Origin of the sequence: Ferroplasma sp. (assembly GCF_037442045.1) — an archaeon.
GTDB lineage: Archaea > Thermoplasmatota > Thermoplasmata > Thermoplasmatales > Thermoplasmataceae > Ferroplasma.
Window position 1 is genome coordinate 1 of the sequence record NZ_JBBIRC010000039.1, and the last position, 12,722, is coordinate 12,722.

Annotated in this window: 18 protein-coding genes and 1 pseudogene; 9 read left to right on the forward strand and 10 right to left on the reverse strand. The window is 32.5% G+C overall.

Annotated elements, in window-relative coordinates; all coding sequences use genetic code 11:
• Window positions 1–209 precede the first annotated feature (209 nt).
• The 3 genes from WKI77_RS05840 to WKI77_RS05850 all read left to right on the forward strand — a co-directional run bounded on the left by WKI77_RS05840 (window position 210) and on the right by WKI77_RS05850 (window position 2,777).
• The gene (locus WKI77_RS05840) at window positions 210–1,193 is read left to right on the forward strand and encodes a ParM/StbA family protein (RefSeq protein ID WP_337860889.1); all 984 of its coding nucleotides are present in this window, start codon (window positions 210–212) and stop codon (window positions 1,191–1,193) included.
• Window positions 1,194–1,950: 757 nt separating this feature from the next.
• Window positions 1,951–2,304 carry an NfeD family protein gene (locus tag WKI77_RS05845; protein WP_337860890.1) on the forward strand — a complete coding sequence of 118 codons (354 nt, stop codon included), beginning with the start codon at window positions 1,951–1,953 and terminating at the stop codon, window positions 2,302–2,304.
• Between the two features lie 173 nt (window positions 2,305–2,477).
• Entirely contained in the window at window positions 2,478–2,777 is a 300-nt protein-coding gene (locus tag WKI77_RS05850; RefSeq protein WP_337860891.1) for a DUF2175 family protein, read from the forward strand.
• A 5-nt stretch (window positions 2,778–2,782) separates the two neighbouring features.
• Here WKI77_RS05850 and WKI77_RS05855 read toward each other — a convergent pair whose 3' ends face one another.
• The 5 genes from WKI77_RS05855 to WKI77_RS05875 are packed head-to-tail and all read right to left on the reverse strand — an operon-like array spanning window position 2,783 to window position 4,504.
• Window positions 2,783–2,938: a 30S ribosomal protein S27ae gene (locus WKI77_RS05855; RefSeq protein WP_337860892.1), complete on the reverse strand. Its 156-nt coding sequence runs from the start codon at window positions 2,936–2,938 to the stop codon at window positions 2,783–2,785.
• Complete coding sequence (locus WKI77_RS05860; protein WP_337860893.1) at window positions 2,938–3,255, reverse strand: 30S ribosomal protein S24e; 318 nt, start codon at window positions 3,253–3,255, stop codon at window positions 2,938–2,940. The genes WKI77_RS05855 and WKI77_RS05860 overlap by 1 nt, the downstream gene beginning before the upstream one ends.
• Complete coding sequence (locus tag WKI77_RS05865; protein WP_337860894.1) at window positions 3,245–3,751, reverse strand: DUF359 domain-containing protein; 507 nt, start codon at window positions 3,749–3,751, stop codon at window positions 3,245–3,247. The genes WKI77_RS05860 and WKI77_RS05865 overlap by 11 nt, the downstream gene beginning before the upstream one ends.
• A complete protein-coding gene (spt4, locus tag WKI77_RS05870) occupies window positions 3,729–3,920 on the reverse strand; it encodes a transcription elongation factor subunit Spt4 (protein ID WP_337860895.1) in 192 nt (63 codons plus the stop codon). Before spt4 ends, WKI77_RS05865 begins: the two co-directional genes overlap by 23 nt.
• An 8-nt stretch (window positions 3,921–3,928) precedes the next feature.
• Window positions 3,929–4,504 carry a DNA-directed RNA polymerase gene (locus WKI77_RS05875; protein WP_337860896.1) on the reverse strand — a complete coding sequence of 192 codons (576 nt, stop codon included), beginning with the start codon at window positions 4,502–4,504 and terminating at the stop codon, window positions 3,929–3,931.
• A gap of 352 nt (window positions 4,505–4,856) precedes the next feature.
• On the opposite strand from WKI77_RS05875, the gene asnS reads away from it, so the two are divergent.
• Both asnS and hemE read left to right on the forward strand, forming a co-directional pair.
• Entirely contained in the window at window positions 4,857–6,146 is a 1,290-nt protein-coding gene (asnS, locus tag WKI77_RS05880) for an asparagine--tRNA ligase (RefSeq protein WP_337860897.1), read from the forward strand.
• Window positions 6,143–7,150: a uroporphyrinogen decarboxylase gene (gene hemE / locus WKI77_RS05885; RefSeq protein ID WP_337860898.1), complete on the forward strand. Its 1,008-nt coding sequence runs from the start codon at window positions 6,143–6,145 to the stop codon at window positions 7,148–7,150. Before asnS ends, hemE begins: the two co-directional genes overlap by 4 nt.
• 24 nt (window positions 7,151–7,174) lie before the next feature.
• On the opposite strand, the gene WKI77_RS05890 is transcribed toward hemE, so the two are convergent.
• From WKI77_RS05890 to WKI77_RS05910, 5 genes and pseudogenes are all read right to left on the reverse strand, one after another.
• Entirely contained in the window at window positions 7,175–7,555 is a 381-nt protein-coding gene (locus tag WKI77_RS05890; RefSeq protein WP_337860899.1) for a nucleotidyltransferase domain-containing protein, read from the reverse strand.
• Complete coding sequence (locus WKI77_RS05895; protein WP_337860900.1) at window positions 7,509–7,898, reverse strand: HEPN domain-containing protein; 390 nt, start codon at window positions 7,896–7,898, stop codon at window positions 7,509–7,511. The genes WKI77_RS05890 and WKI77_RS05895 overlap by 47 nt, the downstream gene beginning before the upstream one ends.
• 142 nt (window positions 7,899–8,040) lie before the next feature.
• Window positions 8,041–8,187, reverse strand: a complete 147-nt coding sequence (locus WKI77_RS05900) for a hypothetical protein (protein ID WP_337860901.1) — start codon at window positions 8,185–8,187, stop codon at window positions 8,041–8,043.
• Between the two features lie 44 nt (window positions 8,188–8,231).
• A pseudogene (locus tag WKI77_RS05905) lies at window positions 8,232–8,390 on the reverse strand (IS607 family transposase); the annotation flags it as partial.
• A 347-nt stretch (window positions 8,391–8,737) separates the two neighbouring features.
• The gene (locus WKI77_RS05910; RefSeq protein WP_337860902.1) at window positions 8,738–8,953 is read right to left on the reverse strand and encodes a DUF167 family protein; all 216 of its coding nucleotides are present in this window, start codon (window positions 8,951–8,953) and stop codon (window positions 8,738–8,740) included.
• A 181-nt stretch (window positions 8,954–9,134) separates the two neighbouring features.
• Here WKI77_RS05910 and WKI77_RS05915 point away from each other — a divergent pair, with 181 nt between their 5' ends.
• The 4 genes from WKI77_RS05915 to WKI77_RS05930 all read left to right on the forward strand — a co-directional run.
• Window positions 9,135–10,061, forward strand: a complete 927-nt coding sequence (locus tag WKI77_RS05915; RefSeq protein ID WP_337860903.1) for an ABC transporter ATP-binding protein — start codon at window positions 9,135–9,137, stop codon at window positions 10,059–10,061.
• A complete protein-coding gene (locus WKI77_RS05920) occupies window positions 10,058–10,837 on the forward strand; it encodes an ABC transporter permease (RefSeq protein ID WP_337860904.1) in 780 nt (259 codons plus the stop codon). The genes WKI77_RS05915 and WKI77_RS05920 overlap by 4 nt, the downstream gene beginning before the upstream one ends.
• A gap of 75 nt (window positions 10,838–10,912) precedes the next feature.
• Entirely contained in the window at window positions 10,913–12,181 is a 1,269-nt protein-coding gene (locus WKI77_RS05925) for an AAA family ATPase (protein ID WP_337860905.1), read from the forward strand.
• 430 nt (window positions 12,182–12,611) lie between these two features.
• A partial coding sequence (locus WKI77_RS05930) for a sulfur oxygenase reductase family protein (RefSeq protein ID WP_337860906.1) occupies window positions 12,612–12,722 on the forward strand: 111 nt, incomplete at its 3' end.

Consider the following 12,722-nt stretch of genomic DNA (forward strand, 5'->3'; position numbering starts at 1 on the left):
CAGTAAATTAACTTTCAATAGTATTATAAATATGACAAAGTAAGACAAAAATTAAATACTTAAACTGGATAAATTTTTGATACAATATTATTACTCTTTATATATGATTTAATAATAAATAATAAATATTCGTATAAGAATAATTCAATTTCGTTAAAACGCTAGATATTTTATAAAAATATTTAAATATACAAATCAGTTACCTTCTTATGAACACAGTTGGCATAGATCTTGGATATGGGGAAACCAAAATTGTAGGACTAAAAAACAAAAGAGAGAAATTTTCTTCTAGGTGGGCACAACAGGATCCAAGGAACTGGGGCCTAGGTGGTAATATACCAGTTTTAACTGTTAACGATGGAGAAACTTTCACATATGGTGAAAATGCGATAGGCTCGAATGTAAGAGAACCATTGGGTGATAATAGATTATCCGATCCTGATTCACTTCCATTATTAGGTGCAGCTTTATGGTTAAGTGATGATAGCAATGATGTAAAAGCCGAAGTTAAAAATATAATCCTTGGTAGTGGAATACAGTTAGGGTCCTACGAAATTGAAAGCAAAAAAGCAAGAGAAAACTTGGAAGGCAATGATATAATAGTTAAGGATTTGACTGGCAAAACAAAGAAGTTCCATATATCAAAACTGGTTATGAGACCACAGGGTGTTGCTGCAGCACTTTATTTATTGAATCAGGGAACACTTAAACAACAATATGGATATGGTGTTATTGTTGATATCGGATCCAGAACTACTGAAGTTGTTACATTAAATCTAAAAAATATGGAGCCAATAGTTCCTATGTCATTCAGTATTGAGCTTGGAGTTGGAGATGTTGTATCTGAACTCGGAAAAGTTATATCAAAGGAAACGGGTTTTATTATACCTCCTGATGTTGCAATGGATGCACTTTCACAACCAGTTTTTTACAAGCAGCGTGAGGTTGGAGGCCCGGAAGTTTCACAACCAATTCTTGATTCATTAACTTCAAGGATACTAGATAAACTGAGAGATAACCTTAGAGAGGAACTTGACAGGGTAAGTGCGCTAATACCGGTTGGTGGTGGTGCAGCACTGATGGGCAAAAATCTTGAAGTTCTCGCACCATCAACTTTAATTTCATTGAAACCACAGGAAGCACAATTTGCCAATGCACTTGGATACAAACTTGCTGCTGGAACTGAAGAATAAATTCGTTTTATTGAAATAAAATTTTTTTTATAATTTGTATTACCGTTTAAATGTAATTATAGAAATTGTAAGTTGAGCTATTCCAATAAAGTTAAAACCATCAATATTCCTGAAATAAATTATTAATAAACTAACTGTTTATACTAAATTTACACTTATGCACAGGCATTGCTCTAGCTGTGATAATATAATGTTATGTTCAGAAATATCTAAGATAATAAAGTTTGGAGATGATTGTCGATTAGGTCTAACCGGTTTTTCTAATCTATTTGATTTTGACAATTGGGGGTATGCCAGGAATATACTGTACGTTCCTTTTAATGCGTGAATTCATTTGTTTATTTCCTACTATAAAGATATAACTGATATTTTCAGACTTTTCACATGTGTCATAAACTTAACCTTATTTATTCAGGATTTTCATGGAATTGATTCTGTTTAATATTTTTAAGACCTATTACAACATGACATATAGCTTTCCATTTTACATAAAAATGCATTTTTCAGAATTAATCTTTTATCTTTTTGCCTATAGGTTATAACTTCTCCTATTATTGATCTTTATCAATCTTCTATGATTATAACAATAAAGAATATTAATAAAAATATTCATCTATAGCCAACCGAAATGAAAACCTGTTCTTTCCCATGGATATAATAAAATCTATCAAAGGAATATGCTTATTACTATTAATTGAAACCAGCATATTAATAGAAATACTTTTTACCATGTAATATATATTTAACTGTGAAATTTATGTGGATTTATAACAACTTTATAAATTATGCTGCCGCTGTGCCGGAAAGCCTTATTTTTGGAGTAATTCTGATACTGATTGTTTTCATACTGATCATTACCTTTACTATATACTATCTTTACAAGATAATATCATCACAGCGAAGGCGGAAATATACCGGTTCGGAAGCAGTGATCAATGCGGTAGGAACGGCAACGAACAATATAGCCCAAAATGCAGGCGGCTTTATTACTATTGATGGTGTATCGTGGGAAGTGATAAACAGTGGTGAAGAGGATATAGAAAAATATGACAAGGTTCTGGTTACAGGAAGATCTGGTTTGAAGCTTATGGTAAAAAAGCTCAAGAAATAGTATGAAGAATTGATTTCAGAAGATTTAACTAAAAACATAATATTTTATTTCCGGTTTCTGTACTTTAAATTTAGCTTAAAAGTATAATTTTTATCCCCCTGAAGATCATGATAAAAGTATTGTAATTATTTTTTACTACGATAAATTTAACATCTGTTAAATTATTACTGTATATGGAATATGGATGCTATATATGTAATAAAATTATAAAGACCGGAGAAAAGTTTACTTTTACAAAGGAAGGGCCAGTACATATGGATTGCCTTCTTGCAATAGAAAGGAAAAAAGTTCCTGAAAACAAACAGGAATACCTGAGAAATCTTGCAATGGTACTTGATTCTGAATTGACATACCTTGTTAGCCTGCTGTCATTAAAGTCGGATGATAAGGAGTCCTCTGAGCTTATAAGGCGCAGAATAACAGCAATAGAAAAGCAGGCTGGTGAAACAACTGGTTTAATTTATAATTTATAAAAAAATTATTTTTTCTTTTTGAATTCAGTATATCCGCATTTTCCACATGAATAGCGGTCTGCATGTTCTGCCAGAAATACACCGGCACCGCATCTCGGGCATGTTTTGCGCTTTCGTACTATCTTGTCATTTTCTACTGCGTATAATTCTCTTTTTTCCATTATTTACTCTCCTTTTCCTTTAATCCATTTCTAATCAATTCATAATCAGGTTCGTATAGCATTGCATGTTCTTTAGTATCATATATCTTTACATATCCCTTTAAAGAGTCCTTTCCTGTTTCCTGTATGTTTCTGTCAACTATTATGACATCTTCCTTTGCCTTATAATAATCCATAAGCATTTTTTTAATGGTGTTCCTGCTTAATGTTTTCCCCGATTTAAAGTCTATTGTATAATTTATCTCTTTTCTAAAAAGCAGTTTATTATCTCTTTCCGAATCGACTTTGAAGTTCTTTATCAATTTTTCATCGCTCATTTTTGTACATCTCCATTATCATATTATTTATCTTTTCTTTTATTTCATCATTGATTTTTATGTATGCCATGCCTGTATCAGGTATGCCATAAACTATTACTGTATTCTTATCTGCATAAAAGATTATTGGTATTACTGCCAAATCTTCCTCACCCTTTACTTCTATCCTTCCAGTGACTCCAGAAGCAATAAAATCCCTGATTTTATCAATAAGTTCCATTGAAATAGTTCCAGGCGGATTTAAAACAGACACAGAACCGCTAATATGTTCAAATTTTTTCTGATCCCTCTTTGTCACCAGATCCACAACCTGAAGTTCAATGTTTACACCTGCATTTTTTAGATTCTCGGTTGTAACATCGCCAACGGAAATAATTTTATTTTCATAAGAAAGATTTTTGATCTGGTCAACGGTGCAAAGTGTATATTTGAAGCTTTTTATATACTCTCTTGCCTTTTCGTTGATTGCAATATCATGATCTAACTTTAATGGCATACATACCGTTTTCCGTTATTCCTGCTTTTTTTGCTATCTGTGAGTTCACATCATTTATTATTAAAAAACCAAACCAGTCTTCTTTTGTACGCTCATCGCCGTGTACAGGGCATACATCATCAGTTGTCAATCTTTTACAAATTTTGCAGGCTTTATATGTTACTTTCATAAAATCCCTCAGTTGCTTATATTTTCCTTTTTGGCCCATTCCTGCTTTCCCAGTCCTGGTTGTTTTGCAGTAAATCCTATCTTGCTATCTGATAAAGAAGATGAAGAGAGATTCAGTGCAACTATTCTTACACGTATTTTATCCCCAACTTTTAACTCCATTTTAGTATCTTTTCCCACTATTCTTTGATTTTCCATGTCTATATTCAACGAATCGTCCATAATCTGGCTTATATGCAATAATCCTTCAAATGGCCCAAATTTAATGAATGCACCAAATTTCTGGATTGCCATAACTATTCCGTCCACAACTTCCTGCATTTTTGGCAGATATGCCAGTGCACTGTATTTTATCGATTGATAAACTCCACCATCACCATGCACTATAGTTCCTTCACCCTTCATTTCTATGCTGTTTACTGAAACTATATATGACTTTCCCAGGCTTTTTTGGTCTTCCTGAATATCAACAAGCTTTCCCTCTAACATTGATTTTGAGGCCTCCTCAACGGCAATAGAATAATCATCGTTCAATAGTTCAGGCGGAACCCTAATCACGTATTCATCTTCAAGCAATATGTACATATTTATTCTCCTTTAAAATATTGTTAAAGAATTTAATAATGTTATAAATATTTATGTATTGTACAAAGTATGATGTATAATTCTAAGAACTGTTCAAAGAAATTTCCGGAAAGAAATATTTTTCATGTTACATTAAATAGCTGCAAATAATTGTATTTGGTATTCCATTTAGCCTGAAATGAATATAAGGAATTACCAAAATTCTTTTAGCTGGCACCCCCAGCAACATGGCCAGCAGCATTTCTGCCCCGTACCATTTGCAGTTATTTTTAAAGCTTAAATTATTTTGTGGCAGTAAATAATGCTATGCATAAACCTAAAAAATATATGCGTAGTTATAATTAGCAATTTAATGGAACATATAAAAGAAATATTATCAGATAATTTTATTGGGAAAACTGTCAGTATCAGAGGTTGGGTATATAGAATAAGAACATCCGGAAAAATTACATTTATAGTTATGCGCGATGCATCCGCGATAATTCAGTGCACAGCATCATCGGACAATTTAACTGAAGATGCAATGAGCGAATTATCATCCCTGACTGTAGAAAGTAGCCTTGAATTATCAGGGAAACTGCGTAAAGATCCAAGGGCGATAACGGGATATGAAATATCTATTAGTTCCTGCAAAATTTATGAAAGAAATGAAAACTTTCCTATTGCTAGAGATCTTGGAGAAGAATTTTTGCTCGACAACAGGCATTTATGGCTTCGCAGCAGAGAATTTACTGCTGTATTAAAAATAAGATCAACAGTTTTTAAAGCCTTTTCAGATTTCTTTTATAGCAATGATTATTATCAGGTTCAGGCACCCATGTTTGTTTCAACGGCAACTGAAGGAGGTGCATCATTATTTAATGTTGATTATTTTGGTGAAAAAGTTAATCTCACCCAGAGTTCACAGTTTTATCTGGAAACAATGATATTCAGCCTTGAAAAAGTATTTACAATAGCACCGAGTTTCCGTGCCGAGAAATCAAGAACCAGAAGGCATCTAACTGAATACTGGCATGCAGAAGGTGAAGTTGCGTGGTATAACAATGAAGATATGATGGCAGACGAAGAAAAAATGATAAAATTCATAATAGATGCAGTTTTGAAAAACAATGAAGAGGACCTTAAAATAATTAACAGAGATATAAATAAGCTTAAAAATATAAAAATACCATTTGAAAGAATAAAATACAGGGATTTGATTGAAAAGTCCAAAGAATTTGGGATGAATTTAAAATATGGCGATGATCTTGGTGCGGATGAAGAATATGGAATAATGATTCATTTTGACAATCCGATATTTGTTACAGATTATCCAGAATCTTTAAAAACATTTTATCACCGGCCTGATCCCGATAATCCAGGAGAAATCCTGTGCCATGATTTACTTGCGCCTGAAGGTTATGGAGAAGTTCTTGGTGGTGGAGAAAGGATATTTGATTTAAATGAGCTCCTGGACAGAATCAAGAAAAATAATTTAAATCCTGAGGATTATTACTGGTATGTTGATTTAAGAAGATATGGAAGCATTCCACACAGCGGATTTGGCCTGGGACTTGACAGGCTTGTAATGTGGATTTGCGGATCAGCAAATATAAGGGAAACCATACCATATCCAAGAACAATAAGGCGGGTAAAGCCATGAATGATTTTCGAGCTGCATTGAAAAACGAACCGCATGATCATATACCGGTGTGGTTTATGCGCCAGGCTGGAAGATACATGGATGAATATAAAGAACTGAGAAAAAAATATAATATTCGGGAAATGTGCATGGACCCCGAAATCACAGAAAAAATTACATATGCTCCTGTAAAATTGCTTGGCGTTGATGCTGCAATTATCTTTGCAGACATAATACTGCCCCTGGAGGCAATGGGGTATAAAATTGATTTCAATACCAGTGGACCGAAAATAGAAAACGGCTACAGAAACAATAAAGAATTAAAAGGAATACATGAATTTGATATTAATAAATTAAAATACAGAACTTATGATTCAATCCAGCTATTCAAAACAAGGCATCCTGAAACACCAATTATAGGATTTTCTGGAGGAATAATAACTGTATTATCCTATATAATTGCAGGAATGTCAGATAATAATCTTGTATATACAAAAGAAATCATGCTGAATGATAATTCATTTAAAATAATGAAAAATATGATTAAAAATATGGTACTTGATTATGTCAAAATGCAGATAAATGCTGGTGTTGATGCAATACAAATTTTCGATTCATGGCTTGGTGCATTATCACCCTATACATTTGAAAAATACGTTAAAGATGATATTATTGAAATTGTTGAAAGCATAAAAAGCATGGTACCTGTTATATACTTCTCAACAGGCAGTTCTGGAATTATTAATGAATTCAACGATATTAAACCTGATATTTTAAGTGTTGACTGGCGCATAAAATTAGATGGCGCAAGAAGAATTTTAAACAATGAAACAGGGCTTCAGGGAAATCTTGATCCATATCTTGCCCAGTATAACTGTGATTCTGCCATAATGGAGACGCAGAGTATTGTAGAAGAAACAAATGGAATGAATAATTATATATTCAACCTTGGCCATGGTGTATTGCCTGAAACAAAACCAGAAACCTTGAAAAAAATAGCAGAATTTGTGCACTCGTATGAATGAATTATATTATGATTTTCACAAAAATTATTCATTATAAAACTTTTTTATTTTGTCCATAATTTTAATGTCGCCTGAAAGTATGATTCCATTAATTATTTCATGCACTATTCTAAGCTTCTGACTGCTCATCTCATATATTTTCTCAACTGGGTATAATCTAGGTTCTACATCTATGGGCAGGTCAACAGGCATAAAATCCAGAACGTTCATTTTATCCCTGGTTATTATTATAACATCCGCATCCGAAAATGGTGTATAATTTCCATTTGCCAGGGAGCCGATTAAAACAGTCAATATTGATCCTTTATTCGAACATTTTTTCCCATATTCTCTTAATTTTTTTATTATTAAATCGTAATTAAGACTGAATATTTTGGGAACAGAATCTGAATATTTCCTTTGCATGATTAATACACCTTTCTGCATCTTCTCTTGAATAGTATTCAAATGGTGAACCTTCCGTATAATAATCCGGGTATCTTGTACCAGTATAAACTCTGTCCAGCTCTTTTGACTTTTCTATCAGGTCATTTTTGACACCTATATCATTCAGCTGAAAAAGCATTCTGGAAATAGAATGGCTCCAGATTTCTTTATTCAAAGAGTAATATATGGCCTTTACTGCTTTTTCTGCACTCTGTTGTGCAGCAAAACATGCCCACTCATATTTACCATTCTTTAATGAATCTTCCGATTGTTCCAGATCCCTTCGAGCCTGATTTAACCAGTCAAGTGGTCTTGATGGCATAAGATATTATTGTTTATCTATTATTAATGATTTGCATACTAAACTGGCATCCTTTCCATCCTAAAGAATAGGAGGTCCTTGCTTAATCTACCTTTGCTTCCTTCATTCCAGAAGTCTCAGGTTGTGAAATTTGTTAACCATACTAATAAACTCCTTTAGAAGTTATCATCTCCTTGATGCTTAAACTTCCTGGATGCAACCCAACACCTCCTATCCCATCCTGGAATGATTTTGGGATTGCTTTTCTTATCACATTGTATGCAGCATTGGCATCTGCATTAATTATCATTTCTTTAGATGTTCTGAAGAGTCCTCTTGATATCCTCTTGATATCCTCTTTACATCCTTGTTGAGTATCCTATATACATCTTCCTCGTTATAGTTGTACATCTTATTGAGCATAACGGTATAACGAATCCTGCCTGCTTTAGCATAGACATGAAGCGTCTTTCTGGATATCTGCAACAGGTTCATGACTTCTACAGCTTTCATTGTTAACAGTACACATGTCAATAGTAGATAAGCTTATCACTATGATTGATTATATGGTATCTCCCACTTTTTACGAGTTTTCAAATTTAAATTTTCCACTGAGGGATATAATATTTCTTTACAAAAGATATTATAAACCCTGGCATTGAAATGAACCATCATATCACTATCATAAAATTAAGGAGTTTTACTCCTTCCCCCAAATTCATAACACAATTATAAAACTTAAAATACTGAAAATATTAAACTATAAAGTGGTTATTTAACATACAAAGTGTTATTCAATATATAAAAGGCAAATATCACACCTAAATTTGAATATTGTGCTTATATCTACGCTATAAAATTTATTCCTGGTTTATAGTTAAAACCTTGTTCCTGGAATGTACACCGCGCAGAATTTTGATACTGGATGTACCAATATTGTAATAATTTGCAATCTGGTTTATAATATCTATGTTTGCCTGCCCGTTTTCTCTTTTGGCTTTAGTATAAACTGTAATTATGCCATCTGTAACCGAAATTTTATTTCGGCCTTCTTTTACCCTTACTTTAATTTCCATTAAATTAATACCATCTCCTGAAGTTGAACAACACTGTATAAATATTTTAATATATTAATGCTACATTATGTATTAAGATACTGAAGTGCAATTTTTCAGTCGCTTTGAATATATATAATGCCCATCATGCATAAATTAAGTTAAATTGACAAAATTAATACTCTTAATGCGATAACCGAAAGTGGAAGCCATAAAAGTAGAAGACCTCGTAAAATATTATAAAGATAAAATAGCAGTCAATAAATTTTCATTTCATGTAAATTCTGGAGAAATTTATGGTTTGCTCGGAAAAAACGGTGCAGGAAAAAGCACCACAATCAAAATATTAACAACATTAATCGGGTATGATTCCGGTAATGTAGATGTCCTTGGATTTGATCCCGCTAAAAATGGTTCTGAAATAAGGAAAAGAATAGGTGTTGTTCAGCAGGAAGAGGCATTTGATTTTTCAACAGTTGAAAATAATTTTAAAATATATGGCATGCTATGGGAAGTACCGAAAGAGGAAAGAAAAACAAGAATGGAAGAATTAATAGAACTTTTTGATTTAAATGAAATAAGAAAAAAGAGAATGTATGATTTAAGTGGCGGCCAGAAAAAAAGGGTTCAGGTTGCAAGAGAATTCATGCATGATATGGAAATATTTTTTCTGGACGAGCCTACTGTGGGCCTTGATCCTATAATGAAACGGAAGATTCTGGATTATGTTAAAGCAAGAGCAAAAAATGGTTTAACTGTTTTATTTACAACTCAAAATCTGGAAGAAGCTGATTATCTGTGTGATAGAATATGCATAATGAATAATGGTGAAAAAATTGTAGAGGGCACTTCATCGGAATTAAAACTTAAATATGGGGCATTGAGAACATTAAAAATTTACTATACTTCACAGGTTAAACCGGACCGAACAAAAATTACTGCAAATATAGATCCGGAGAAAATAGTTGAGTTTTACATTTCAGACAATGAAATAAATATTGTTTCAGATTCTGTTGAAGAGATTGTTAATGATGTTCTCCAAAATGTAAAAACCTCACACATTACAATGGATAAAATAATGATAGACACACCAACACTTGATGATGTTTTCATGAAGGTGATAAAATGAAAAGTCCAGCATTTATGAGATTAACAATAAGGAATATAATTGTAAATGTCGATCTTGGAACACTTGTATTTATGCTTGGATTACCAACTCTGTATTTATTTGTAATGGGTTTCATGTTTCAGGGAATTGTCACCTCAGGGGTCTATATATCACCAGATAGAAGTGTTTCATATACAACCTTTCTTGCTCCAGGAATAATTGCACTGGAATCTTTTACTGCGGGGAATATAGGGGGTGGCATGCTGTGGTCAGATAGAAGATGGGGCATGTTCGAAAGGCTCATGGTAGGCCCATTCAGAAGAATTGATTATCTATTAAGCATAATAAGTGTTTCCATAATATTTTCCTTATTTGGTTCATTGATAATGATTGTATTTGCCCTAACAATACCGATTAAATTCAATGTTTCAGTGATAAGCATTTTAATGTCGGTTTTTGCTATAGTAATAGGAACGATGCTCTTCTCATCATTATTTTTAATAATATCCGGAATTTCGAAATCAATGCAGGCATACAATACGATAACAATTGTATTATTTTTTATGCTTGATTTTGCAAGCACAGCATTTTATCCAATTACAAATAACACACCAGAATGGCTCAGAATATTGTCAGGCGCCAATCCATTAAGTTTTATAGCCGATATTTTGAGGGATTCTCTGGTTTTGAGCATTACTTATAATACATTATTATATGCCTTAATACTTTTTATAGTAATGATTGCCTTTTTACTTGCATCAACAAAGGTATACAAAAGCATCAGATCGGGAATATAAAACAGTCCCATTTTATATTTTAATTTTAACAATTTAATTCAGATAAATTTAATATAAACTTCGAAGAATTTATTTATGACTGTTGTATTAGAATTCATGACCCTTGTTGACGAAGCATTGCAAATTATCCAGAGTGCCCAGAATGAAGAAAATCAAAGTCATATGGATGAAGCGATTTCCCTTTACGAAAAGGCAGCAAGGTTGTTAATGCAATCTGCCAGGCTTGAAAGCCCAGAAATAGCGGGCCACAGGAAGGCCCAGGCAAGATCTGTATTTGCAATAGCAGACAGACTTAAGTTACATAAGCAGGATATGGAGGAAAAAGCAAGGAAATCAACACCAACTATACTCAGTGATGATATTATCGAGAAAAAGGTTGGCAATTTTGAAGTTAAGAATCTGGAAAATAAGAATAATATAAAAAAGGAAGGTGAAATTCCGGAAAATTACGAACCACCATACAAAGAAAACATGAAAAATACACCGGAAGACCATGTATTTCTTGATGAAATGGGCATTGATAATGTGGATATACCGGATATCTCATTTAATGATGTTGTTGGCCTTGATTCGGTGAAGGATGAGGTAAAAATTAAGATACTGCTTCCATTAATTAAAAAAGACCTGGCAAAGATATATGATATAAAAGCAGGTGGCGGAATACTTATGTACGGCCCACCTGGAAATGGCAAAACGTTTATTGCAAGAGCCATAGCGCATGAGGCAAAGGCATATTTTATAAATATAAATCCCTCAAATTTATTAAATCAATGGTTTGGGAACTTCGAAAAGAACATAGAAAAATTATTCAAATATGCTTCTAAACATTCTCCTTCAGTGTTATTTTTTGATGAAATTGATGCGATTGCACCAAAGCGTGCCAAAACTAATTCCAGTTATATGAAGAGGGCAGTTCCTGCGCTTCTGTCTGAAATGGATGGTATTAATTCTAGAAATCATGCATTGCTTATAATAGGTGCCACAAATAATCCATGGGATATTGATGAAGCATTCCTGAGGCCAGGGAGATTTGACGAACGCATTTATATACCGCCCCCCGACGCTTCCGCCAGAGAACAATTGTTTATAATATATTTAAATAATGCAAAACATGATGACATAAATTATAGATATTTATCATCTATAACTGAAAATTTTTCAGCTGTAGACATAAGATATGTCTGTGAAAAAGCAAAGGAGAATGTTTTTAAGGAGGTACTAAAAACAGATAATTTAAGAGACATTACAGAGGACGATTTAATAGAGGCAATAAATGCCAGCAAGCCATCCGTTAGCAATGAACTCCTTGCAAAATATATAAAATTCAGGGATTATGGGAAATAAGAATATTACTTTGCAATGACAATGCAATATTAATTTCATTAATTTTTTGAGATTGCTTTTAATAATCTTCAGGAATTTTTGAAAAACAGCATTATTAAATATATTCTGGAAAATAAATATACATAGATCGATTGGTGATATAAATTAAATTATAGAATCATAAAGTCTGTGAAGATACTATTTCAGGATATTGCAAAGAGATAATTTTTCGTTGCTTTTTAATAGTTATATATAATAAAACTTATATTATATAATTAAATCTGAATACTATTATTGATTTCTATAATTATTTAATGAATTTTAACTAATTTTATCCAAAATTAACTTTTTATGATTGAAAGTGTCATTATTTTATAAATTATTATATTTATCATAAATATGAAAAATAGTTTTAAATATGAAGATTTAATCATAAATTTGGTGAGAAAAAATGCCTAAACCGTATGTAGCAATAAATGAAGTAGAGATGTTGAATAACGACACAACCATGCAAATGTTTTCGCAGGTTGGTCCAAAAGTTTGCCAGGTAACAGCCAGACAC

Excerpts from the sequence above, each read along its gene's own strand:
- WKI77_RS05840 (WP_337860889.1), top strand. The coding sequence starts at position 210 with ATGAACACAGTTGGCATAGATCTTGGATATGGGGAAACCAAAATTGTA.
- WKI77_RS05845 (WP_337860890.1), top strand. The coding sequence starts at position 1,951 with ATGTGGATTTATAACAACTTTATAAATTATGCTGCCGCTGTGCCGGAA.
- WKI77_RS05850 (WP_337860891.1), top strand. The coding sequence starts at position 2,478 with ATGGAATATGGATGCTATATATGTAATAAAATTATAAAGACCGGAGAA.
- WKI77_RS05855 (WP_337860892.1), bottom strand. The coding sequence starts at position 2,938 with ATGGAAAAAAGAGAATTATACGCAGTAGAAAATGACAAGATAGTACGA.
- WKI77_RS05860 (WP_337860893.1), bottom strand. The coding sequence starts at position 3,255 with ATGAGCGATGAAAAATTGATAAAGAACTTCAAAGTCGATTCGGAAAGA.
- WKI77_RS05865 (WP_337860894.1), bottom strand. The coding sequence starts at position 3,751 with ATGCCATTAAAGTTAGATCATGATATTGCAATCAACGAAAAGGCAAGA.
- spt4 (WP_337860895.1), bottom strand. The coding sequence starts at position 3,920 with ATGAAAGTAACATATAAAGCCTGCAAAATTTGTAAAAGATTGACAACT.
- WKI77_RS05875 (WP_337860896.1), bottom strand. The coding sequence starts at position 4,504 with ATGTACATATTGCTTGAAGATGAATACGTGATTAGGGTTCCGCCTGAA.
- asnS (WP_337860897.1), top strand. The coding sequence starts at position 4,857 with ATGGAACATATAAAAGAAATATTATCAGATAATTTTATTGGGAAAACT.
- hemE (WP_337860898.1), top strand. The coding sequence starts at position 6,143 with ATGAATGATTTTCGAGCTGCATTGAAAAACGAACCGCATGATCATATA.
- WKI77_RS05890 (WP_337860899.1), bottom strand. The coding sequence starts at position 7,555 with ATGCAAAGGAAATATTCAGATTCTGTTCCCAAAATATTCAGTCTTAAT.
- WKI77_RS05895 (WP_337860900.1), bottom strand. The coding sequence starts at position 7,898 with ATGCCATCAAGACCACTTGACTGGTTAAATCAGGCTCGAAGGGATCTG.
- WKI77_RS05900 (WP_337860901.1), bottom strand. The coding sequence starts at position 8,187 with ATGATAATTAATGCAGATGCCAATGCTGCATACAATGTGATAAGAAAA.
- WKI77_RS05910 (WP_337860902.1), bottom strand. The coding sequence starts at position 8,953 with ATGGAAATTAAAGTAAGGGTAAAAGAAGGCCGAAATAAAATTTCGGTT.
- WKI77_RS05920 (WP_337860904.1), top strand. The coding sequence starts at position 10,058 with ATGAAAAGTCCAGCATTTATGAGATTAACAATAAGGAATATAATTGTA.
- WKI77_RS05925 (WP_337860905.1), top strand. The coding sequence starts at position 10,913 with ATGACTGTTGTATTAGAATTCATGACCCTTGTTGACGAAGCATTGCAA.